This window comes from Vreelandella zhaodongensis (genome assembly GCF_013415115.1).
Classification (GTDB): domain Bacteria; phylum Pseudomonadota; class Gammaproteobacteria; order Pseudomonadales; family Halomonadaceae; genus Vreelandella; species Vreelandella zhaodongensis.
Genome location: NZ_JACCDD010000005.1, coordinates 200,857 through 223,093, shown reverse-complemented (window position 1 = coordinate 223,093; position 22,237 = coordinate 200,857). Strand labels below are relative to the sequence as shown.

Below are 22,237 nucleotides of genomic sequence, written 5' to 3'. Positions count from 1 at the left end.
CCAAACTAATCCGCTAAGCTAACACAGTCAGATCGCCTGACGCAGAGAGAAGCTAATGTCGTATTTCACCATTGCCGGTGTTCAAATGCATGCCCTGCACCATGGCGACAATACCGAGGCCATGCGCCATCGGATCGATGCGCTGATGAGCCGTTTTCCTCAGGTTCAAATGGTGCTGTTCAGCGAATTAATGCCCATGGGAGCTTCACCGCACCATGCGCAAACGCTGCCCAGTGATACGGAAGCATTCTTTTGCCAGCTAGCCGCGCAGCACCGCATCTGGCTAATTCCTGGCTCAATGTTCGAACAAGTTGGCGAGCATACTTACAATACCTTGGTCGTGATTAACCCGCTGGGGCACGTCGTCACCCGTTACCGCAAAATGTTTCCGTTTCGCCCTTATGAAGCCGGCGTAGAAAGTGGTAGTGAGTTTGTGGTTTTTGATGTACCCACGATAGGCCGCTTTGGCGTTTCTATCTGTTATGACATGTGGTTCCCCGAAACGACTCGTACCCTGGCTTCCATGGGGGCTGAGGTGATTCTTCACCCCACCATGACCGACACCATTGACCGAGATATCGAGTTGTCGATTGCCCGCACCAATGCGGCGATCAACCAGTGCTACTTTTTCGATATCAATGGTGCTGGCGCACTGGGTAATGGTCGCTCCATCGTAGTTGGCCCTTCAGGCGATGTAATTCATCAAGCGGGTATTGGTGAAGAAGTCATACCGATCGAAATTGACCTCAACCGCGTTCGCCGAGAGCGTGAAACTGGGTTGCGCGGTTTGGGGCAGCCGCTGAAAAGTTTCCGTGACCGAGAGGTCGATTTCTCGATATACCGTAGCGAAAATGGGTCCTCGGCTTTCCTTGACACCTTAGGACCACTTGCTAAGCCGGTACGTACTGACCAAGACATTTTTTAGGAGTCTATTTGGCTTGACCAAAAAACAAGAACAGAGAGGGTTTCACGCCAAATTGAAAGATCACTTTAGGCGTCTATCGGGATATGTAGCGAAACTCCTAGGCAGCACTAGTTCCACACAGCCTTCAGTACCTGTCATACAAGGAGCGACAACAATGAATAAAATAACGTCCATTGCAGATGTTCGTAGACATTTCCTAAATAATAAAGAGCCGGTTTACTTTATTTCTGCGACCAACTTCAATCTTCTGGGTATCGGTGATTGGGTGGGGAGCTTCCGCCATATTAATTATATCGACTGCTTTGAAGGTAAGCAGCGTAATGTCTTTGTGCCCAAGCAGAAGTTTCCCCGCGACTTTGAAAGCATTGAAGACATTAATAATTATTTGCTTGAGCACAAAGAAGTGATTGATTTTATTCAATCACGAGCCAATGGCGAAAGTGCTGGGGTGGCATCATTTTTAATGTTCGATGAGCACACCGAAGAAATTTGTGAGCAGTTAGGTCTGCGGGTTGCCTTCCCCCCAGCCGAGCTGCGTAAGCGGATGGATAACAAAATTGAAACGGTGCGCATCGGTAATAAAGCAGGCGTCCCCAGCGTGCCCAACGTGCTTGCCAAGGTAGGCAGTTACCAGGAGCTCATCGAGGTAAGCCAGGAACTCGGTAATGATTTGGTGGTACAGACCGCGTTTGGCGATTCAGGTCACACCACCTTCTTTATTGCCAGTGAAGAGGACTATTACAAGCACGCCGAAGAGATCGAAGCCGAACCCGAGGTCAAGATCATGAAGCGCATCAACTGTCGCGGCTCGGCGATAGAAGCGTGCGCCACGCGTTGCGGTACGGTCGTTGGCCCGTTGATGACAGAGCTTGTAGGTTTCAAAACATTGACTCCTTATAAGGGTGGTTGGTGTGGCAACGAAATGTTCGCTGGCGCCTTTAGTCAGGAAGTGCGTGATTTAGCGCGCGAATACACCTTTAAATTTGGTGAGGCACTGCGCGAAGAAGGCTATCGAGGATATTTTGAACTCGATTTCCTGATCGATATGGACACCAATGAAGTGTATCTAGGTGAGCTTAACCCACGTGTGACTGGGGCAAGCTCCCTGACAAATGTGGCGGCGTTTGCCCACTCCGATATTCCGTTGTTCCTGTTTCACTTGCTCGAGTTTTCAGACGTCGAATTTGACTTGGATATCAATGATATCAATGAGCGCTGGGCGCATCCTGAAAGTGTCGACAGCTGGAGCCAGCTGGTTATCAAACATACCGATGAAAGCGTTGACCTGTTAACGCAAGCACCCACGACAGGAGTCTGGCGCATGAATGATCAGGGCGAGATTGCTTACGATCATTACAGCTACCATCCCCATGCGGCAGAAAATGAGCATGAAGCCTTTTTCCTACGCATTAGTGGCGCTGGAGACTTCCGCTATGAAGGGGCCGATCTTGGCATTTTGATTACCCGAGGCCGGTTAATGGATGATGACTTCCAGTTAAACGCGCGGGCCAAAGCGTGGATAGACGGCATCCGCAATCAGTACACAGGACAGGCGTTGCAAGACCCAGTGGTGGAGGAAGTTGCCGTCAGCCATGCTATCGGCGGTGGCAACTTCAAAATTCTTTAATCATGGACAGCAACTTTGCTGCAGGCCGAGCGCCTGGTGTGGAGCTGGACAAGGCCTTGACGTTTCGCACCGTGCATGAAGAGGTGGCGGGGTCAAAGTGGCAGTCGTTGTTCCATTACCATTGGCCTGCCTATGAGCCCTGGTACCTGGCCGAAGGTGAGCGTGAGCGTCCCTCCTATCTGGAGTGTTATAACGCCTTACGCAAGCACATGCCCGAATTGCTGGATACTTACCGCACGTTGTGCGCAGTAGCCGGTGGTGGTGATCTTTCGTCACGGCTGCTGAGTTTGTACCGTCCGCCGCCGTATATTACCGGTTGCTCACAGGCGGTACTGACAAGGCCAACCTCCACCGTGTTGGCACGCAACTATGATTACCCGCCGGAGTTGTGCGAGGGCACTATTCTTTACACGCGCTGGAACCAGCGTCGTGTCATCGCGATGTCTGACTGCCTATGGGGTGTGCTAGACGGGATGAACGATTCAGGGCTTGCTGTTTCTCTGGCATTTGGTGGGCGCAAGGTAGTGGGAGATGGCTTCGGTGCGCCGATTATTCTTCGCTACATTCTCGAGTTCTGCGATACGGTGCCCGAAGCGGCGAAGGTACTTGAAAGAGTGCCTACCCATATGGCTTACAACATTACCGTCGCGGATGCAGCTGGGCGCTATGTCACGGCGATGATTGCGCCGGATCGTCGTGCCAGTATCCGGCGGGTGGCCGTGGCTACCAATCACCAAAAGAAAATTGAATGGTATGCCCATGCGCTGGCCTCAGAAACTTTGATTCGCGAGCGTCAGCTCTCGATTCTGGTGGACGACGACGCCACGACAGACGAGCGGCTAATTTCGGCATTTTCCGCTCCCCCTCTGTTCCGTCACGACTATCGACGTGGTTTGGGCACAGTGTATACCGCGGTATATCGCACCAAGGAAAGGCTTACCCAATTCCGCTGGCCCGGTAGAGTGCTGGATTTGAACTTTGATGTGTTTCCGGAGGAACAAATTACCGTGCGCTATGGCTCGCGTGGGCTGTACGGCTGATTGAGTGCTGTTGCTGAGGCAAGTGTCTTTCCAGATAAATACCTACAAAGGATGGGTGTCGTCATGCAAGAGAATAATCTAACCGAAACTTCCTACACCGCCCTGGGTTTTTATCACAAAATTTCCCAACTTCGTGCTGATACCTGGAATGAACTGAAGCGTGACTTGGGTATTTTGACGCGTCTTAAAGAAGAGGATCGTGCCAAGAACTTGATCAAAGCTATCGATATCAAGTTGACACGCTTAGAGATCATTGAGGACTACCACGCGTTTCCATCTAAAGAGGATTTTCGCCACCTTTGGACGCTATTTAATCGCGCCGAATATGCGCTGTTGGATAAAGTCGTTAAGCGTTTGGTAAGGGCGTTAATCAGTGAGTCCTACCGTCGGCGACACGTGGATCTTTCTGAGACCGATGCCGGTGCTGAAGACATGGAGGCACTGGACGCTCTTAACCAACTACGTCGTGGGCACCCTGCGTCTAACAGTTCGGCACAGCCCTACTTTGAACTGTTGATCGTGGATAACCTTTCTAACCAGGAAGAAGACGTGGTGCGTGAAGCGTTTCACAATATGCGTCGTCCTGAAGATCGCTTTGTTTACGATGTGGTAACGGTAAAAAGCTTTGAAGATGCGTTGATTGCCATATTGGTAAATCCAAATATACAGGCCTGTCTGATCCGCTACGAGTTTCCGTATAAATCCAAGTATAACCTCAGTGCTTTGCGTAATTATCTGGAGGGGCTCTCAGAAAACGAGCTGGAGCACCATAGCGAAGCCGAACGCAGTATTCTGCTGAGTTCGATGATTCATGAGCTGCGCCCTGAAATTGATCAATTTCTGGTGACTAGCGGAGATGTTGAAGCCACGGCCAGTCGAGATATTAAGCACTTCAACCGCATCTTCTATCGTGAAACGGATTATATTGAGCAGCATCATACGATTCTACGAGCCATTGATAATCGCTATCGCACACCATTTTTTGATGCTCTGCGTGAATACAGTAGAAAGCCCACGGGGGTGTTTCATGCCATGCCCATTTCCAGGGGCAAGTCGGTGACCCGTTCCCATTGGGCAGGGCATATGATCGATTTCTACGGCATTAATATTTTTCTGGCAGAGACATCAGCAACATCAGGAGGACTAGACTCACTGCTGCAACCCTTTGGGCCGATTAAAAAGGCGCAAGAGTACGCCGCCCGAGCGTTCGGCGCCCGCAGTAGCTTCTTTGTTACCAATGGCACCTCCACCGCCAATAAAATTGTCGTTCAGGCGCTAATTAAGCCACGCGATATTGTGTTAATCGACCGTGACTGTCACAAGTCGCATCATTACGGCATGGTGTTAGCTGGTGCCCATGTTAGTTACCTGGACTCCTATCCACTCGACGATTATTCCATGTACGGTGCGGTGCCGCTGCATGAAATCAAGAAAACGCTGCTGTCCTACAAGCGTTCCGGCCAACTGCACAAAGTTAAGATGCTACTGCTGACCAACTGCACTTTCGACGGCATTGTCTATAACGTGCGTCGAGTGATGGAAGAGTGCCTGGCAATCAAGCCGGATCTGGTGTTTCTGTGGGATGAAGCATGGTTCGCCTTCGCGGGTTTTAACCCGACGTATCGGCCACGTACCGCCATGAATGCAGCACGTACGCTGAGAGATCGTTATCGCAGCGAGAGTTACCGAGAAGAGTATGCGGCTTGGAAAGCTGAGTTTGATAAGCTTGATCCAGAAGATGACGCGACCTGGCTTGACCAGCGGCTGATGCCTGACCCGGACGAGGTGCGCATTCGTACCTATGCGACCCACTCGACCCACAAAACGCTTACCTCGTTGCGTCAAGGCTCGATGATTCACGTGTGGGATCAGGATTTTCGCCAGAAAGTGGAGGCTTCTTTCCATGAAGCCTACATGACCCACACCTCTACCTCACCCAATTATCAGATTGTGGCATCACTGGATGTGGGAAGAATGCAGGCGGAAATGGAAGGTTTCGAACTGGTGCATGCCCAGGTAGAAACGGCGCTTTCGCTACGCGAACAGCTCTATACCCACCCATTGCTGCAGAAGTATTTCCGCGTGTTGAAGAATAGCGACATGGTGCCCGAGGCCTACCGCGAGTCGGGTGTAGAGTCATACTTTGACCCAGTGACGGGTTGGAACAAAATGGAGGAGGCCTGGGCGCGTGACGAGTTTGTCGTTGACCCTTCCCGCGTGACCATTGCCATCGGCAATACAGGCGTTGATGGTGATACCTTCAAAAACGAATACCTGATGAATAAGTACGGTATTCAAATTAACAAGACCTCACGCAACACCGTGCTGTTCATGACCAATATTGGCACCACGCGAGGGTCAATTGCCTACTTGCTGGATGTACTAATCAAATTGGCTAAAGAGTTCGAATACCGCTTGGAAGATAGCAGCCGCCCCGAGCGCAAGATCATCGAAAGTCAGGTGCATTCGCTGAATCATGATCTGCCGCCGTTGCCTGACTTCAGTCGCTTTCACGATGCCTTCCGGCCGAATCCCGATACGCCCCAGGGCGATATTCGTTGCGCCTATTTTCTGAGTTACGACGAAGAAAATACCGAGTACCTACGCTTTGATAATGGCAAGTTGCAGGCACAAATGCGTGCTGGACGCGATGTTGTGTCCGCAAGTTTTGTTATTCCCTATCCACCAGGATTTCCGGTGTTAGTGCCAGGGCAAGTCATTAGCGAAGAAATTTTGTCGTTTCTACAGGCGCTAGATGTCACCGAAATTCATGGTTATCGGCCGGAGTTAGGGCTGGTGGTGTTTACTGAGGAGGCCTTAATCAATCCTGCGGCGGGGTAAAAAAACGGCGCTGCCAAAAAAACACACTTTAAAGTAGGCTTTCACAAAAAAAGTGCCGGAATTCTCCGGCGCTTTCAAAAACACTTCGTGCGGCATCTCCCTTACGCTAGACACACTAAAACAGCCCAACGAGACGTTGGGCTGTTTACCTATAGTTTATGCAACATCTTATATGCAACGGTGTGTCGCCCACGATTGGCTTCACCGTAACTGGCTGCAACCTGGGGAGGTGCCCATGACCACACTATCGACCACGCTCACTAAGCGCTTGGAAGATCCGCGTCTGTTTCGGCAGTACGCCTACGTAGACGGTAAATGGACCCACGGTGACGGCGGCCGCGAAGAAGCGGTGTATGACCCCGCGACAAATGAAGCCATTGGCCATATTCCGTTGTTGGAAGCCGAACAAATTACCGCTGCTGTTGATGCTGCTGAAGCAGCCTTTGTTCATTGGCGTGCTTTGCGCGCAGATGAGCGCTGCGAGCGTCTGTTGGCATGGTACGACCTGATTCAAGCCAACCGTGAAGATCTTGCCACCATCATGACGCTAGAACAGGGCAAGCCGATGCCCGATGCTCGCGGTGAAGTAGAGTATGGTGCAAGCTTCGTGCGTTGGTTCGCGGAAGAAGGTAAACGCACCTATGGTGAAACCATTCCTAGCCATATCCCCAATGCATCACTCGGCACCATTAAGGAGCCGGTAGGCATTGCGGCGATGATTACACCGTGGAATTTTCCGTTGGCCATGATTACCCGCAAAGCAGCGGCGGCACTCGCTGCAGGCTGCCCAGTGATCATCAAGCCTGCCAATGAAACGCCGTTCTCTGCGCTGGCGTTGGCGGAGCTTGCCGAGCGGGCTGGGATTCCAGAAGGTATTTTTAACGTCGTGCTGGGCGACCCTGCAGACGTCTCGAAAATTTTGTGCAGCGAGCCGCGTATCCGAGCGCTCTCTTTCACAGGCTCCACTCGCGTCGGCCGTTTGTTGATTGAGCAGAGCGCAAACACAGTCAAGCGGCTATCGCTGGAGCTAGGTGGCAATGCGCCGTTTATCGTTGGGCCGGATATGGATCCCAAAGAGGCAGCTTATGCCGCGGTGTCGGCCAAATTCCAAACGGCGGGGCAAGACTGTCTAGCAGCCAACCGCATTCTGGTTCACGAATCCATCCATGATGAATTTGTTGAGCAGTTTACCGAGCGTATGGCGGCACTTACCGTGGGTAACGGCTTGCATGGGGAGGTTGACCTTGGTCCGCTGATTCATCGTCAGGCTGTCGAAAAAGCAGCATCGATTGTCGATGATGCGATTTCCAAAGGTGCCACGATGGTCGCGGGTGACCAAAGCCAAGCACCCGGCGAAAACTTCTTTATGCCGGTGTTGCTGACCAATGTAACACCACAAATGAAAGTGTGGCGCGAAGAGAACTTTGCACCTGTGGCCGGTATTACCGCTTATAGTACTGATGATGAAGTCATTGAAATGGCCAATGACACTGAATACGGCTTGGCGGCTTATATCTATACCCATGATATTCGCCGCATTTGGAAGCTAATGCGTGCGCTGGAGTACGGCATGGTTAGCGTCAACTCAGTGAAAATGACCGGCCCGCCAGTGCCTTTTGGTGGTGTGAAACAGTCCGGTCTTGGCCGCGAAGGCGGCGCGACAGGTATCGATGAGTATTTAGAAACAAAGTACTACTGCCTGGGAGCCTTGGGCTCAGTGTCTGGTAGTTAACAGCACACCGTTACCCAATCAGTTTCATTAATTTAAAGCATCCTCCCCATGCAATGGGGAGGTTTATTGTATAGAGAGAACGTTATGAGCTTGCATCAGGATCTGATCGAACGCGACCGTAAAGTCACTTTTCACGCCTCTACACACCTTCGTGACTTCGCCCATGGCGATTTGCCTGGCCGTGTTATTACGGGTGGCAACGGCATTAACATCGTCGACAAAGATGGTCGTGAGTTTATCGACGGCTTCGCGGGCCTTTACTGCGTTAACATCGGCTATGGCCGCACCGAGGTCGCTGAAGCGATCTATAAGCAAGCGTTAGAACTTTCTTATTACCACACCTATGTGGGGCACTCGAATGAGCCGCAAATTGAGCTTTCTGAGCGCATTCTGAAAATTGCCGGCATGAACATGTCCAAGGTTTACTACGGCATGTCCGGCTCTGATGCGAACGAAACTCAGCTTAAAATTGTGCGCTACTACAATAACGTACTGGGGCGTCCGCAGAAGAAAAAAGTGATCTCGCGTATGCGTGGCTACCACGGTTCCGGCATCGCCTCTGGGTCGCTGACTGGCCTGAAAGCGTTCCACGACCATTTTGACCTGCCGATTGACACCATTCGCCACACCGAAGCGCCGCACTACTACCTGCGCGCCGCTGAACAGCACGGTATGACAGAGCTTGAGTTTTCTGCTTACTGTGCCGAGAAGCTGGAAGCGATGATTTTGGAAGAAGGTCCGGACACTGTCGCCGCCTTTATTGGTGAGCCGGTATTGGGTACGGGCGGTATCGTACCGCCGCCAGAAGGCTATTGGGATGCTATCCAAGCAGTATTGAAGAAATATGACGTGCTGTTGATTGCTGATGAAGTGGTGTGTGGTTTTGGCCGCACCGGTTCAGACTTCGGTAGCCACCACTACAACATGCAGCCTGATCTGATTACTATTGCAAAAGGTCTCACTAGCGCTTACCAGCCGCTGTCTGGCGTGATTGTTGGTGATAAAGTATGGCAAGTGCTGGAGCAAGGCACCGGCGAGTTTGGCCCCATCGGCCATGGCTGGACCTACTCGGGGCACGCGCTGGGCTGTGCCGCTGGCCTTGCTAACCTGGACATCATCGAACGCGAAAACCTAGTGGGTAACTCTGCTGAAACCGGCGGCTACTTCCAGCAGCAGCTCAAGGCCACCTTTGAAGGTCATCCGCTGCTAGGCGACGTGCGCGGGGTTGGTCTAATGGCCGCCTTAGAGTTCTCGCCAGACGCCAAGCAACGCCTGCACTTCGACCCAGCGTTAAAAGTTGGCCCGCGTGTCGCAGCAGCGGCAATGGAAGAGAATCTGATTGCCCGTGCGATGCCACAAGGCGATATTCTGGGCTTCGCACCACCACTTACCATTAACCGTGGGGAGGTTGACGAGATGATTGGCCGCGCCAAGCGCGCCATCGACCGCGTTACCGATGAGCTGGTGCGTTCCGGTGACCTCAAAACTGGTGAGCAAGAAGCCGCCTTGACGGTTTAATAGCGCTTAATGTTCTTCAAACGCCGCTGCCTATCGCAGCGGCGTTTTTGTTTTTGAAGAGGGCAGCTATGCTAAATGCATGAGATCACCCGTCGTCGATCATTATCCTATCCACCAAGCCAGGAGTTATCATGCAACCGGTACTAGCCTTTGATGTCTACGGCACGCTCATTGATACCCAAGGGGTAACGGTTGAGCTGGAACGCCGCCTTAGTGACGCCACCACTGCAGGGGAGTTTGCTAAGCGCTGGCGGGAAAAACAGCTGGAATACAGCTTTCGCCATGGCTTGATGGGAGCCTATGTGCCGTTTTCGGAGTGCACAAGGGAGGCATTAGTATTTACTGACCGGGCGATGCAAGCGGGTCTTTCTGATAACGACCAAGATCAATTAATGGCGGTTTATGCGCAATTACCCGCCTTCCCCGATGTGCTGCCCGCCCTTGATCAACTACGCGATGCAGGCATTCGCTGCGTGGCATTTTCTAACGGCACCCAAGAGGCGGTCACTCAACTATTGGTTCGTGCAGGCGTGGAAAGCCATGTGGATGCGGTGGTGAGTGTTGATGATGTGAAACGCTTCAAGCCAGACCCTGCGGTATATGCCTACTTACGCACACGTTTAGAAACGCGCCCTGAACACACTTGGCTGATTTCCAGCAATCCTTTTGATGTGATTGGAGCCACGCATGCAGGTTTACACAGTGCCTGGGTGCGTCGTCACCCTGATGCGCCGTTCGACCCTTGGGGTGGTGAACCGGATATGACGGTGTCTGATTTAGAAACGCTGGCGGAGAGGATGAGTCGTTAGGTTGTTAACCTGCATCGACAAGCCGCATAATGATGCACACTTAACCGCTTAGGATGTGACCATGTCGGAAAAAATTTACTGTATCGCCAGCTTCAAGCCCAAAGCCGGAAAAGAAGAGGCGGTATTTAAGGCACTGCAGAGCCTCGAACCCAACACGCATCGTGAAGATGCTTGCATTCACTACACCGTGACTCGGCAGATCGATAATCCGTTTGCCCAAGGTACCAGCTACCCAATCGTGTTTCATGAAATTTGGGCCAGCCGTGAAGAGTTTGAAGCCCACTGCCAGCGCAAAGAGATTCAAGATTTTTTCGCTAAGCACGTCGAGTCACCCGATGGCGATATTGAAGATGCCAACGTGTGTGTTTACACCGACGAGCCCTGGAATTACGACGCTCCCAAGGTATAACAGCGGTAACGGTGTAGAATAAGTAAGCGATATACCAAGATGACGGAGCCAAGATGACTGAAAAGAAAATGAACGTCGAAAGCTTTAACCTGGATCATACCAAGGTAAAAGCCCCTTACGTGCGTTTGGCCGATATTAAAGAAGGCCAAAATGGCGACCGTATCCATAAGTACGATCTGCGTATTTGCCAACCCAACAAAGAGCACATGGAGATGCCTGCGCTGCACTCCCTGGAGCATTTGATGGCTGAGATGTCGCGTAACCACACCGATAAAGTGGTTGATATCAGTCCGATGGGCTGCCAAACCGGCTTCTACATCGCAATGATCAATCACGACGATTATGACGGTGTGCTAAGCATCATCGAGCAAACGCTCAACGATGTGTTGACCGCCACAGAAGTACCTGCCTGTAATGAAATGCAGTGTGGCTGGGCTGCCAGCCACAGCCTGGAAGGTGCCCAAGCGCTAGCCAAAGGGTTGCTGGCTAAGCGCAGTGAGTGGACCGACGTATTTGCTTAAACGGTAAATGAAAGCGCTAACTGTTAATTAAACGCCTCCTTCTTGGGGGCGTTTTAGTGTTAGGCATTTGCTATATGGCTTGACCGCTGCATGGCAGCCAAAAAAACGCTGTTTACGCCTATTGGTTGGGCTTGCCGACTAGCCAGTGGGTAACGCCCAATGCCAGCACAATGGCTGCAATGCCCAGCATCTCCATGGCGGTGATTAGGCTAATATCAAGAATGATGACTTTGCGTGCGATGGCCATTAGTGCGGTGGCCACCACTAGCCGAATGGGCAAGATATTGGTGCCAAGATACAGCCGGATGTTGATAAAGATTTCGACGGCGATCAGTACCACCATAAATGCGCCGAAGATGACAAAGATATCCTGTACTTCAAACAGGAACATGGGCGGCGCGATAAACTTGCTGTACAGCACGTAAATAACGTCAAACACACCCCAGATAATCACCATAACCATCAGTACCGCTAGCACTTTAACCGCGTAGCGAATGATTAGGTGTAAGCGCCGGATCAAAGGGTCTTCATGCTCTGCGGGTAGTTCGTCGTGGAGCAACTGGGGGAGGTTTTGCCCCTCATTGGTGTGTTTGTCCATTCAAGCTTCCTCTTGAACCGGAAAGGGACGCTGGCCGGTGCGGCTTAGCTGAAAGTCAGTGACGTGGCTGATCACCGCTTATCGGTATCACCCATCAGCATTATAGTCATGCTGATGGGTGAGTTAGTTCCCACCATTGGCCATGCTGCGGGCTACTCAGGCGGGGTCTATTGTTAGTAGTAGCCGCTTTTGCCCTTCGGCCAAGGAGGGACTGCGATGTACTAAGCCGTGCTCTTCGCAGCCCACCCAGCCACTGCCTTTAATCAACGCAATGTCACCAGACTGCATGCGCTGAATAGCGGCGGGGTCGTTGATAATATCTGGCCGGTCAGGCGTTGGGGCACCCAGCCCTGCACGGTTGATGGCATGTTCGGGCAACCACTCACTGCCCGGTCCTATATACGTGGTTACCAAACGTACCGGCAAGTTGTCGCAGTGAAATCGTGGGCACATGGCGGCGGTTAATAAGCGCAGTCGAATGCCTACGGTGTCGGTATCGAATAGGTACGCGATGGCGTCTGCTATCGTCGCTACATCGTCAACTAGTGCATCACCCGCTGAAGGCTCCGGAAGCTGACGGCGTAAATCCGCTTTAAAGGCGTCTGAAGGGGGCCCCAGCCATGAGTACTGCCAGGCGCGTGATGTATGGCACTGTGCGTTGGCGCTCATGGCAATCTCCGCGGGCAGCGTACGTTGAAGAATAGCGATATTGATGCATTCTTCAAAAATACGTGGTAATACGCTGATATCGCTGTCACGGGCAGCGTGCTCGGGAAACGTCAGCGTTTTTTTAGGCTGTGATGTGCTAAGAGACATGAGTGGCTCCGGTTATGTTGGGGCTGCAATGTACGTATGCCTGCGTGTGGCTAGGAGCATGAAGAGTAGCAATGGAAGTTAACAGTTAGGTCGCAGGGAGAGTGTTTGTTATGTTATAACGTTTTTATCAAAAGGAGGCTATACATTGCAACCTGATACCACTCGACAAGTTAGCACTACGGAAGCGACAACGAACACATCAGCAGACTCGCAGAAGGCTGAAGAAGCGAAGTTGTTGGCATCGCCGGATGACGAGTACATGAATGCAACGCAACTCGATTTCTTCCGGCAACGGCTTTTAAGTGAGCGCGCTGAGCTAGAAGCACATTTGAAAGAGGTAAAGATGGCGATCGCTTCTCATGAGCGAGACAGCGATGAAGCTGACCAAGCATCGTTTGAAGAAGAACTGCGCCTGGCGCTTCGCCAAGCTGATCGCGAAAGCAGGCTGATGACTAATATTGATTCAGCTCTTAAGCGGATTGAAAGCGGGGAGTATGGTTTCTGCGAAGAGACTGGAGAACCGATTGGTATTCCACGGCTGCTTTTTCGACCAACGGCAAAACTCTGCATAGAAGCAAAAGAGCGTCAGGAGCGTAAGGAACACCATTATCGTAAGGCGCGGGGGGAGTAATGCAATTCACCACGCTAACGCCGGTTAATGTGCTGACGGGTTTTTTGGGGAGTGGCAAGACAACGCTGCTGAATCGTTGGGTACGTCAAGCGTCGATGCGCAACACGCTAGTGGTGATTAACGAGTTTGGTGACATTGGTCTGGATCATCTGCTCATTACCCAAAGTGATGAGCAGACGGTCGTGGAAATGAGCAGTGGGTGTTTATGCTGCACATTGCGGGGAGACCTAAGCCGTACACTGCAGCAGGCTATTGATGCGCTTCTGGCAGAGGGTAAGCCAGCGCCTTCGCGCGTGGTGATTGAAACCACGGGACTTGCCGATCCAGCACCGATTCTGCACTTATTGATGACCGATCATTGGCTTGCCCACCGCTTCCAGCTGGATAGCGTGGTGTGCTGTGTGGACGCTGTAAACGGGGAAGCGACGCTGCAGGCGCATCGCGAATCTCAACGCCAGGTGGCGGTGGCAGATCGGTTACTGATTACCAAAACCGATTTGGCAGATGAAGAGCGTCTGTCGTACCTGGCCAACCAGCTTGCGTCAATCAACCCTGCTGCCGAGCAGTGGCAAGTGCAGAATGGCAATCTTTCCCCCGACTTGTTAGTAGGCGCCGGGCTTTATCGAGGGGCGTCACAAGAGTACCAGGTTGAGGGGTGGTTAAAGTCAGCAAGCTATCAGTTGCATTACGCCATGGGTCATCAGCATGCTACCTCTCAGCAAAGTGCTATCACGCCTACGCCTGTGACGCCTAGCCGCCAGCCAACGCTAACCCGCCATGGGGAGAATATTAGCGCTTTCTGCTTTTGTATTGAGGAGCTCATTACGCCTGAAGCGTTAGAAAATTGGCTGGATCTGTTGATGTCGCTGATGGGTGAAAAAATGCTACGAATTAAAGCAGTAGTGCATCTTACTGACCGTGAAGAGCCATTAGCGCTGCATGGCGTCCAGCACATTTTTCACCCGCCTGCGCCGCTGCCTAACCACAGTGTTAGTGATCGTATTTCGCGATTCGTTTTTATTACTCAGAACGTCGCGCCTAGCACTGTGGCCGAACTTTATCGCTTTTTTACCTCATCTACCTCTCCAGCGATCACACCAACGAACGAGGCAACGTAATGACGGCTTTAACCTTACCTGATGTCGCCCAGCAAACCACACGGTTGTCAGGCACGCTGTCCTGGGTGGGCATGGAGGGCATTGCTTTGCCAGTTCAGCTGGCCGGAAGCCATGTCAATGCGCGTCTTTCGGCGGGAGTAAGCCTAGAGGCCACCGAGGCTCGAGGCATTCATATGTCGCGGTTGTACACGGCACTCGATGCATTAGAGCATCAACCGTTGACCATCACGTCGTTGCAGCGCCTGCTGGCGGTATTTTTGGAGAGCCATCAAGGGCTGTCTGAACATGCTTATCTAGACATCAGCGGCGACGTGCTGCTCAAGCGGGATGCGCTGATTAGCCCCTTGTCGGGATGGAAAGGCTACCCGTTTACGCTGCGTGGCCAGCTCACCCCGTCAGGGTTTCAATTGGAGCTAGAGGTGGCTGTTGGCTACTCCTCAACGTGTCCCTGTTCGGCGGCATTAGCTCGGCAATTAATTCAGCAAGCCTTTACAGAAGATTTTGATGATATACCGCTAACCAAGCAGGCAGTACTTGCGTGGTTGGGAACTGAAGAGGGTATTCTTGCTACGCCCCATAGTCAGCGCAGCGTTGCTCACTGCTCTGTGCGGTTGACAGGGAGCGACGATATCCCGCTTGCTTCACTTGTTGAGCGCATTGAAGAAGCATTGGGCACCGCGTTGCAAACCGCGGTCAAGCGTATTGATGAACAGGCGTTTGCACTCGCTAATGGTCAGAACCTGATGTTTTGCGAAGATGCGGCAAAACGTTTGGATCGAACGCTCAGAAAGATGCCCGATATTTCAGGGTTCAAGCTCAAGGTGGTTCATGCGGAAAGCCTGCATGCCCATGACGCAGTGGCTCGCTGTGAGTGGCAGTGGTAAGAGGGGTTAGTGAGTGATTTAGCCACTAGGCTCGTCGCTGTGGGCCTGCGTAATGTGTCTTGTATTAGCGTAAAACGTTCTATAGTGAAGGCGCCTAAAGTCATATATGGTAACAGGGTGCAATTTACCTACATGAGGAGGAACGATGTCATTACGTATCAATGCAGTAGTGCCTGATTTCGAAGCAGACACTAGCCAAGGTCCGATTCGTTTTCACGACTGGATTGGCGACAGTTGGGCGATCCTTTTTTCTCATCCGAAAGATTTTACGCCAGTCTGCACCACTGAGTTTGGCGCTGTGGCAACGCTGAGCGCGGAGTGGGAAAAGCGCGGCACCAAAGTGATTGGTGTGTCTGTCGATGGTGTCGAAGATCACAAGCGCTGGGCTGACGATATCGAAAAAGTATGTGGCAACTCAGTGGGCTTCCCGATTATTGCCGATGAAGGCCTCACGGTATCTAAGCTGTTCGATATGTTACCGGAAGATGCCTACCTACCTGATGGCCGTACGCCAGCCGATAGTGCCACTGTGCGCTCGGTGTTTATCATTGGGCCGGATAAGCAGCTAAAGCTGTCCATGACCTACCCGATGACGGTGGGCCGTAACTTTGCAGAAATTCTGCGCGCGCTAGATGCCCTACAAGCCACGGCAAAACATGGCGTTGCTACGCCCGCAGATTGGACCGTCGGTCAGGATGTTATTATTCCGCCGAGCATCTCGGATGAAGATGCTAAACAGAAGTTTGGTGAATTCGAAGCGGTGCTTCCATACCTGCGTAAAACGAAATTGCGTTAATTGCCTCTCGTGAGCTAACGCGTTCTGTGAGTTGCTACACCCCGCTGATAATGTGTTAGCGGGGTGTTTGGCTAAAATGATTATAAAGTTTTACAGGGAATTAAGCAGTTACCTGCTCTACCAATGCCTGAGCAAACGTATCTGTGTTACCTGTGCCGCCCATATCGGGAGTGACCATATCACGACGATTTTCTAGCACTGCGCGAATACCGTGACGGATAGCATCGCCTTTTTCTTTCATGCCCAGGTGGTCGAGCATCTGGGCAGCAGCTAGCAGCAACGCACATGGGTTGGCGATTTTTTGGCCAGCAATATCTGGGGCAGAACCATGCACTGCTTCAAAAATAGCCGCTTTTTCGCCGATGTTAGCGCCTGGCGCTAATCCTAATCCGCCTACTAGCCCGGCACACAGATCAGACAGAATATCGCCAAACAGGTTAGTCGTGACAACGACGTCAAACTGATGGGGGTTCATCACCAGCTGCATGCAGGCGTTATCCACGATCATTTCCTGGAACTCGATCTCTGGATACTCTTTGGCGACTTCACGAGCGACATCCAAAAATAACCCTGAGCTGGTTTTAATGATGTTAGCTTTGTGTACCGCCGTGACTTTTTTACGACCGTTCTTTTTTGCCAGCTCAAACGCATAGCGCACGATGCGCTCGGAGCCATCTCGGGTGACTTTGATCACCGAGATCCCTGTGTTGCCGTCGTCAACCATCTCCTGGCCATCGGAGAGGTAGGCACCTTCGGTGTTTTCCCGCACGGTAATCATATCGATATCTTCGTAGCGAGAGCGGGTGCCTGGGAAGCTGATGGCGGGGCGGACGTTAGCGTACAGATCAAAGTGACGGCGTAGCTGTACGTTGATCGAAGAGAAGCCTTTGCCGATGGGGGTGGTCAGAGGGCCTTTCAGTGCGATGCCATATTGCTCAATCGCATCAAGCGACGCTTGAGGAATCAGCGTGCCATGTTTTTCAAGGGCAGCGAGGCCAGCATCAACAAATTCGTAATCCAGGCCGCACTCCAGTGCATCCAGCACGCGTAAGGTGGCATCCATAATTTCGGGGCCGATGCCATCGCCTTTAATCACCGCAATTGACTGGCTCATTAACTACTTCTCCTCTTGGGCAATCTGGGTCGTTCTTGGTGGCGCAATGGTACGCCACAATTAGGTAGAAGGTCACCCTGCCTAAGTCGTGCGCGAAGAAGTAGAGGCCTGCTAGACGTGAGATGCAATGTAGTCGTTATGCTGTTAAGATACGGCGCTTTGTCGCACCTTACGTATCGCAACCGTATAGAATTTACCAATGACTAAGCACACACACGTCTTTTTTGGGCTGATGACTCCACCCTAGGTAATTCCCTCCTTTATATAGTGCCATGACGCCTATCGCGTTATGTCGGCGCTTGTGCATCCTATGGCCGTTCATTGGCTTGATGGTGCCCCCGTATCTTCCATTATTTTGACAATCTATTCGCTTAATTGCGCGTTCTCGCTTCACCTCGGTGTGGCGGTAGTGCGTAGTGTTTCACCTTCAACTATGGACTCCCTGAATGGCACTTTTCAGTAAGCAAGAGTGGTTCTCTAACATCAAAGGCGACACGCTCTCAGGCATCGTTGTCGCTCTAGCGCTAATCCCTGAAGCGATTGCGTTTTCGATTATTGCGGGCGTCGACCCCAAAGTGGGTCTATACGCCTCATTTTGTATCGCGGTAGTGATCGCCTTTACCGGTGGTCGCCCAGGTATGATTTCCGCGGCAACCGGCGCTATGGCGTTGTTGATGGTAACCCTGGTGCGCGACCATGGTCTTGAGTACTTGCTGGCGGCCACGCTGTTAACAGGGGTTTTACAGATTATTGCGGGCTACTTAAAGCTTGCAGAGCTGATGCGCTTTGTATCCCGTTCGGTGGTTACCGGCTTTGTGAACGCGCTGGCAATCTTGATCTTTATGGCGCAATTGCCTGAGTTAACCAACGTGACATGGCACGTTTATGTAATGACGGTGGCAGGCTTAGGCATTATTTATCTCTTCCCATACTTGCCTGTCATTGGTAAATCGATCCCCTCACCCTTAGTGTGCATCGTGGTACTGACCGTGGTGTATATGGTGAGTGGCATGGATATTCGTAGCGTCGGTGATATGGGGGAGTTACCTGACACTCTGCCCGTGTTCCTGTGGCCAAACGTGCCCCTCAATTTAGAAACACTGATGATTATTTTCCCAACCGCGTTGATGCTAACGGTGGTGGGCCTGCTTGAATCAATGATGACTGCGACCATTGTGGACGACTTAACGGATACGCCCAGCGATAAAAACCGTGAGTGTAAAGGTCAAGGTATCGCCAATATTGGTGCTGGTTTAATGGGGGGGATGGCAGGTTGTGCGATGATCGGCCAATCGGTGATCAATATTAAATCGGGTGGTCGTACGCGCCTTTCGGCATTGATTGCCGGTGTTGTACTGCTGATGATGGTGGTGTTTCTTTCTGACTGGGTATCAATGATTCCTATGGCTGCGCTGGTAGCTGTAATGATCATGGTGTCGATTGGTACCTTTAGCTGGGAATCGATCCGCGATCTGAAAAAGCACCCCATGAGCACCAACTTTGTGATGGTCGCCACGGTCATCGTGACAGTAGTGACGCACAACCTTGCGATTGGTGTGTTTGTAGGCGTGCTATTGGCAGCCATGTTCTTTGCTAACAAAGTCGGCAATATCCTGTACATCGGCTCAAAAGAAGTGGATGCCGGTAAAGAGCGTGAGTATCAGGTCGTTGGCCAAGTGTTTTTCGCCTCTTCTGAGCGCTTCATTGCAGCTTTTGATTTCAAAGAGAGTATCGATAAGGTCACCATTAACCTTTCCCGTGCCCACTTTTGGGATATTACCGCCGTTCAGGCGCTTGATCGTGTGGTGATTAAGTTCCGTCGTGAAGGTACTGAGGTAGAGCTGGTAGGGTTGAGCGAAGCCAGTGCGACTGTGGTAGACCGTTATGCGGTTCATAATGACCCAGCTGCGGTAGAAAAACTGATGGGTGGCCACTAATTAAGGCGAGGAGAGCGATATGACGGAACAAGTACTTGCCGCGATTGACGGCTCCCAGTATGCAGAGGGCGTATGCGATTACGCTGCCTGGGCAAGTTTGGCACTTAGCGCGCCATTAAGCTTTGTGCATGTGGTCGATAACCACTCCCAAGTGCCGGAAGAGCGCAATCTCTCGGGGAACCTTAGGTTCGGTGCCCGCGAGCGTTTGATGAAAGAGCTTTCTGAGCTTGATGAAAAGCGTGCCAAGGTGAATCGCGAGCAAGGCAAGTTAATGCTGGAAGCTGCCAAAGCTCGAGCAGTAGAAGATGGGGTGCATGACCCCATCACCCGCCAGCTTAACGGCACGTTGGTTGAAACCCTGGTAGCGCTAGAAAAAGACGTTCGCTTGTTGGTGATAGGGAAGCGTGGTGAAAGCGCGGACCAGGCCAGTGGTCATTTAGGTTCTAACCTTGAGCGCGTGGTGCGTGAAATGCACCGCCCAATTCTCATGGTGCCCAAAATCTTTAAGCGGCCTGAAAAGGTGCTAATTGCGTTTGACGGCAGCAAAACTGCCCGTAAAGGGGTGGAGATGCTGGCGCGCTCGCCGCTATTCGCAGGTACAGAATGCCATGTGCTAATTGTAGGTTCTGATACGGCAGAGCACCGCAGTGAGCTTGAGTGGGCGCTGAGCACGCTGCGCGATGCCAGCCATCAAGCGGAAGGTGCCATTCGCGCGGGCGAAGTAGCCGATACCCTTCAAGCGTATGAGAAGGAGCATGGTATTGACCTTCTTGTGATGGGGGCTTATGGCCACTCGCGCATTCGCCACTTGTTGGTTGGCAGTACTACAACGGCGATGTTGCGCGGTAGCCGGATACCGGTACTGATATTGCGCTAATGAGCTGATAAACGCGCATTAAAATTAGCTCGCATTTGCACATTTTTTCCCGCAGCCGACCCTCACTGTTTGAGTGTGTCGGCTTTTTATTGGCTAATCAGGCAATAACTTACTTGGTACCCAACGCAAATATGCCACCATGCCAAAAAGCTCTACCAGGGATTGAAATACAATCACGACGACGGCGGCCTGCCAGCCATTGGGCAGGGCAAGTGCAATGGGCAGCATGACAAACGAATTGCGGGTGCCAAAGCTAAAGGCAAGCGTCCGAGCACTGGTGGCGGGAAGCTTAAATAGCCTACCCAGCACTTTGCCTAGAACTGCCGCCACGACCAAGTAGCCCGCAAAAATAAAGACGACCTGCACCAGTACGTGGGAAAGCGCTAGCACGCTGTTAACCTGGGTTGCCGCAATGACCAATACCACCAGTGCCAGCAGCGGCACTGGCAAGTATCCAAGCTGCTCAGTGGCACGCTCAATGGCGTGATAGCGTTGTGCGGCAGCCTCTGTTAGGCATGCTAATGCCAAGGGCAGCACGATCAAGCCAGCAAATGCGCTAAGCAGATCCGTAGAAAAGGTAAGCTGAAACCACTCACGGCCTAAAAAAAGCCACAGATATAGCGGTAACGCTATGATCTGCACCAACAGCAGTAGTGGGGTGGCGGCAATAGCGCGGGCGGCATCGCCTTTGCCTAAGTGGGTGAAGGTAATAAACCAATCGGTGCAGGGCACGAGAAGTACCAGCAGCACCCCCGCCATCACGGGAGGGGGAAGTGGTAGCCCCAGTACTGAAAAACCTAGTACTAGCAGCCCTAGTAGTACAGGAATGATAATAAAGTTGCCAATCAGCAGTGCTGCCATAAAGCGGGTGTCGGCTAAGCTCTGCCGGATATGTAACAACGGAATTTGCGTAAAGGTGGCGTACAGCAGTATGCCTAAGAGGGGCCACAGAAATACTTCAAGCGCTGGCGTACGCCCAGGAGCCGCTATTCCCATGACCAGCCCTAGGCAGATACAGCCCAGGTATAGCCAAGATTGCTGACGCTCTAGCTGCTCGCGCATCTCATACCCTTGGTTGGCTAAGCGAATAGTTGGCTGAACTGGCCGTTGGTTGAGCTGCTGAGTTCGGCCTTATTGGGATGGTGGCCGAGACAGCGCTATACGCTCTCCAAGCCAGACTGCCATCAGCCATAGCGGTAGGCTAACCAGCACATACAGCAGTGCGAATGTTGGGTAGCCGTGTTGAATAAGGTGAATGGTTTCCAGGCTAAACAGCGAGAACGTGGTAAAACCGCCACAGAAGCCGGCTATTAACAGAGGTTGCCAGCGGGCGAGTTGAGTGTGGGGAAAGCGGGAGATAGTTGCCGCTAACCAGCCAATTAGCCCTGACCCCAAGACATTAACCAGCAACGTGCCCCAGGGAAAGTAACCGCCAAACGCCGTCATTGTGGCAAGTGATATGGCATAGCGTAGTACGCTACCAGCACCGCTGCCCACACCGACGGCTAGATAGACTTTCCAACTCATTGTGCCCCCGTGCCCAGCAGCCAACCTAGTATGGCCATTGCTAAGCCTAAGACGAGCGTGGCAGCAATGTTAAGGGCAGCCCTTGGCGCTTGGCCGCGCTGCCAAAGCTCAAGGGTTTGTAAGCTAAATGATGAAACAGTGGTGTAGCCGCCCAGCAGCCCCGCGATGGTGAATAGCCACAGTGGCTGTGTGATGAGCATATCGAAGTAACCTAGTAGCCAACCCGCTATCAGAGCCCCACTGGCATTGACGATAAGCGTGCCCCACGGGAAAGCGTTGCCCAGCAAATGGGCCATGATATTGGAAACTGCAAAGCGCCCCATGCCACCCAATGCACCGCCTAGTGCCACAAGTAGTAAGCCTGTGATGCCATGCCCCATACCGATTCCTTTTGCTGGTCACACGTTAAGTTGCAGATTGTATCACCAGTCAGCGTAGCGCTGCGGATGAATGGAACGAACGCATTAAGGTGTCACTGGTCAATAAGTTCGTGTAAAAAAGAATGAGAATAACAAAA

At 52.0% G+C, this 22,237-nt stretch carries 21 protein-coding genes; 15 read left to right on the top strand and 6 right to left on the bottom strand.

Annotated features, from left to right (window positions below; all coding sequences use genetic code 11):
- Positions 1–55: 55 nt before the first annotated feature.
- The 9 genes from HZS79_RS10765 (at position 56) to HZS79_RS10725 (ending at position 11,422) form a co-directional block, all read left to right on the top strand.
- A complete protein-coding gene (locus tag HZS79_RS10765; protein WP_162217744.1) occupies positions 56–925 on the top strand; it encodes a carbon-nitrogen hydrolase family protein in 870 nt (289 codons plus the stop codon).
- 154 nt (positions 926–1,079) lie between these two features.
- Positions 1,080–2,552 (top strand): biotin carboxylase, encoded by a 1,473-nt coding sequence (locus HZS79_RS10760; RefSeq protein ID WP_162217745.1) that lies wholly within the window; start codon positions 1,080–1,082, stop codon positions 2,550–2,552.
- Between the two features lie 56 nt (positions 2,553–2,608).
- Positions 2,609–3,592 (top strand): C45 family autoproteolytic acyltransferase/hydrolase, encoded by a 984-nt coding sequence (locus HZS79_RS10755; protein WP_246311452.1) that lies wholly within the window; start codon positions 2,609–2,611, stop codon positions 3,590–3,592.
- 63 nt (positions 3,593–3,655) lie between these two features.
- Positions 3,656–6,433 (top strand): aminotransferase class I/II-fold pyridoxal phosphate-dependent enzyme, encoded by a 2,778-nt coding sequence (locus HZS79_RS10750; protein ID WP_162217747.1) that lies wholly within the window; start codon positions 3,656–3,658, stop codon positions 6,431–6,433.
- A gap of 235 nt (positions 6,434–6,668) precedes the next feature.
- Complete coding sequence (locus tag HZS79_RS10745; protein WP_162217748.1) at positions 6,669–8,165, top strand: NAD-dependent succinate-semialdehyde dehydrogenase; 1,497 nt, start codon at positions 6,669–6,671, stop codon at positions 8,163–8,165.
- Positions 8,166–8,249: 84 nt separating this feature from the next.
- Positions 8,250–9,683 carry an aspartate aminotransferase family protein gene (locus tag HZS79_RS10740; protein WP_162217749.1) on the top strand — a complete coding sequence of 478 codons (1,434 nt, stop codon included), beginning with the start codon at positions 8,250–8,252 and terminating at the stop codon, positions 9,681–9,683.
- Positions 9,684–9,814: 131 nt separating this feature from the next.
- A complete protein-coding gene (locus tag HZS79_RS10735; protein WP_162217750.1) occupies positions 9,815–10,492 on the top strand; it encodes a haloacid dehalogenase type II in 678 nt (225 codons plus the stop codon).
- 61 nt (positions 10,493–10,553) lie between these two features.
- Entirely contained in the window at positions 10,554–10,901 is a 348-nt protein-coding gene (locus HZS79_RS10730) for a putative quinol monooxygenase (RefSeq protein WP_172421693.1), read from the top strand.
- A gap of 53 nt (positions 10,902–10,954) precedes the next feature.
- Entirely contained in the window at positions 10,955–11,422 is a 468-nt protein-coding gene (locus HZS79_RS10725; protein ID WP_089039658.1) for an S-ribosylhomocysteine lyase, read from the top strand.
- Between the two features lie 118 nt (positions 11,423–11,540).
- On the opposite strand, the gene HZS79_RS10720 is transcribed toward HZS79_RS10725, so the two are convergent.
- Together HZS79_RS10720 and HZS79_RS10715 are read right to left on the bottom strand one after the other, a co-directional pair.
- Complete coding sequence (locus tag HZS79_RS10720) at positions 11,541–12,020, bottom strand: phosphate-starvation-inducible PsiE family protein (protein WP_179927856.1); 480 nt, start codon at positions 12,018–12,020, stop codon at positions 11,541–11,543.
- Between the two features lie 156 nt (positions 12,021–12,176).
- Positions 12,177–12,836, bottom strand: a complete 660-nt coding sequence (locus tag HZS79_RS10715) for a DUF1826 domain-containing protein (protein ID WP_179927855.1) — start codon at positions 12,834–12,836, stop codon at positions 12,177–12,179.
- A gap of 259 nt (positions 12,837–13,095) precedes the next feature.
- On the opposite strand from HZS79_RS10715, the gene dksA reads away from it, so the two are divergent.
- The 4 genes from dksA to HZS79_RS10695 all read left to right on the top strand — a co-directional run bounded on the left by dksA (position 13,096) and on the right by HZS79_RS10695 (position 16,265).
- The gene (dksA, locus tag HZS79_RS10710; protein ID WP_179927897.1) at positions 13,096–13,467 is read left to right on the top strand and encodes an RNA polymerase-binding protein DksA; all 372 of its coding nucleotides are present in this window, start codon (positions 13,096–13,098) and stop codon (positions 13,465–13,467) included.
- Positions 13,467–14,585, top strand: a complete 1,119-nt coding sequence (locus HZS79_RS10705; RefSeq protein WP_179927854.1) for a CobW family GTP-binding protein — start codon at positions 13,467–13,469, stop codon at positions 14,583–14,585. The genes dksA and HZS79_RS10705 overlap by 1 nt, the downstream gene beginning before the upstream one ends.
- Complete coding sequence (gene folE2 / locus HZS79_RS10700; protein WP_179927853.1) at positions 14,585–15,469, top strand: GTP cyclohydrolase FolE2; 885 nt, start codon at positions 14,585–14,587, stop codon at positions 15,467–15,469. The genes HZS79_RS10705 and folE2 overlap by 1 nt, the downstream gene beginning before the upstream one ends.
- 145 nt (positions 15,470–15,614) lie before the next feature.
- Positions 15,615–16,265, top strand: coding sequence for a peroxiredoxin (locus HZS79_RS10695; protein ID WP_179927852.1), 651 nt, complete (start codon positions 15,615–15,617; stop codon positions 16,263–16,265).
- Between the two features lie 100 nt (positions 16,266–16,365).
- Here HZS79_RS10695 and HZS79_RS10690 read toward each other — a convergent pair whose 3' ends face one another.
- The gene (locus tag HZS79_RS10690; RefSeq protein WP_179927851.1) at positions 16,366–17,379 is read right to left on the bottom strand and encodes an isocitrate dehydrogenase; all 1,014 of its coding nucleotides are present in this window, start codon (positions 17,377–17,379) and stop codon (positions 16,366–16,368) included.
- Between the two features lie 446 nt (positions 17,380–17,825).
- On the opposite strand from HZS79_RS10690, the gene HZS79_RS10685 reads away from it, so the two are divergent.
- Both HZS79_RS10685 and HZS79_RS10680 read left to right on the top strand, forming a co-directional pair.
- On the top strand, positions 17,826–19,316 hold the full coding sequence (locus HZS79_RS10685) for a SulP family inorganic anion transporter (RefSeq protein WP_162217757.1): 1,491 nt from the start codon (positions 17,826–17,828) through the stop codon (positions 19,314–19,316).
- Positions 19,317–19,335: 19 nt separating this feature from the next.
- Complete coding sequence (locus tag HZS79_RS10680) at positions 19,336–20,193, top strand: universal stress protein (RefSeq protein ID WP_179927850.1); 858 nt, start codon at positions 19,336–19,338, stop codon at positions 20,191–20,193.
- A gap of 93 nt (positions 20,194–20,286) precedes the next feature.
- On the opposite strand, the gene HZS79_RS10675 is transcribed toward HZS79_RS10680, so the two are convergent.
- The 3 genes from HZS79_RS10675 to crcB (HZS79_RS10665) form a co-directional block, all read right to left on the bottom strand.
- The gene (locus HZS79_RS10675) at positions 20,287–21,255 is read right to left on the bottom strand and encodes an arsenic resistance protein (RefSeq protein ID WP_179927849.1); all 969 of its coding nucleotides are present in this window, start codon (positions 21,253–21,255) and stop codon (positions 20,287–20,289) included.
- A gap of 69 nt (positions 21,256–21,324) precedes the next feature.
- Positions 21,325–21,720, bottom strand: coding sequence for a fluoride efflux transporter CrcB (gene crcB, locus HZS79_RS10670; RefSeq protein WP_162217760.1), 396 nt, complete (start codon positions 21,718–21,720; stop codon positions 21,325–21,327).
- The gene (gene crcB, locus HZS79_RS10665; protein ID WP_162217761.1) at positions 21,717–22,100 is read right to left on the bottom strand and encodes a fluoride efflux transporter CrcB; all 384 of its coding nucleotides are present in this window, start codon (positions 22,098–22,100) and stop codon (positions 21,717–21,719) included. Before crcB (HZS79_RS10665) ends, crcB (HZS79_RS10670) begins: the two co-directional genes overlap by 4 nt.
- Positions 22,101–22,237: the final 137 nt, after the last annotated feature.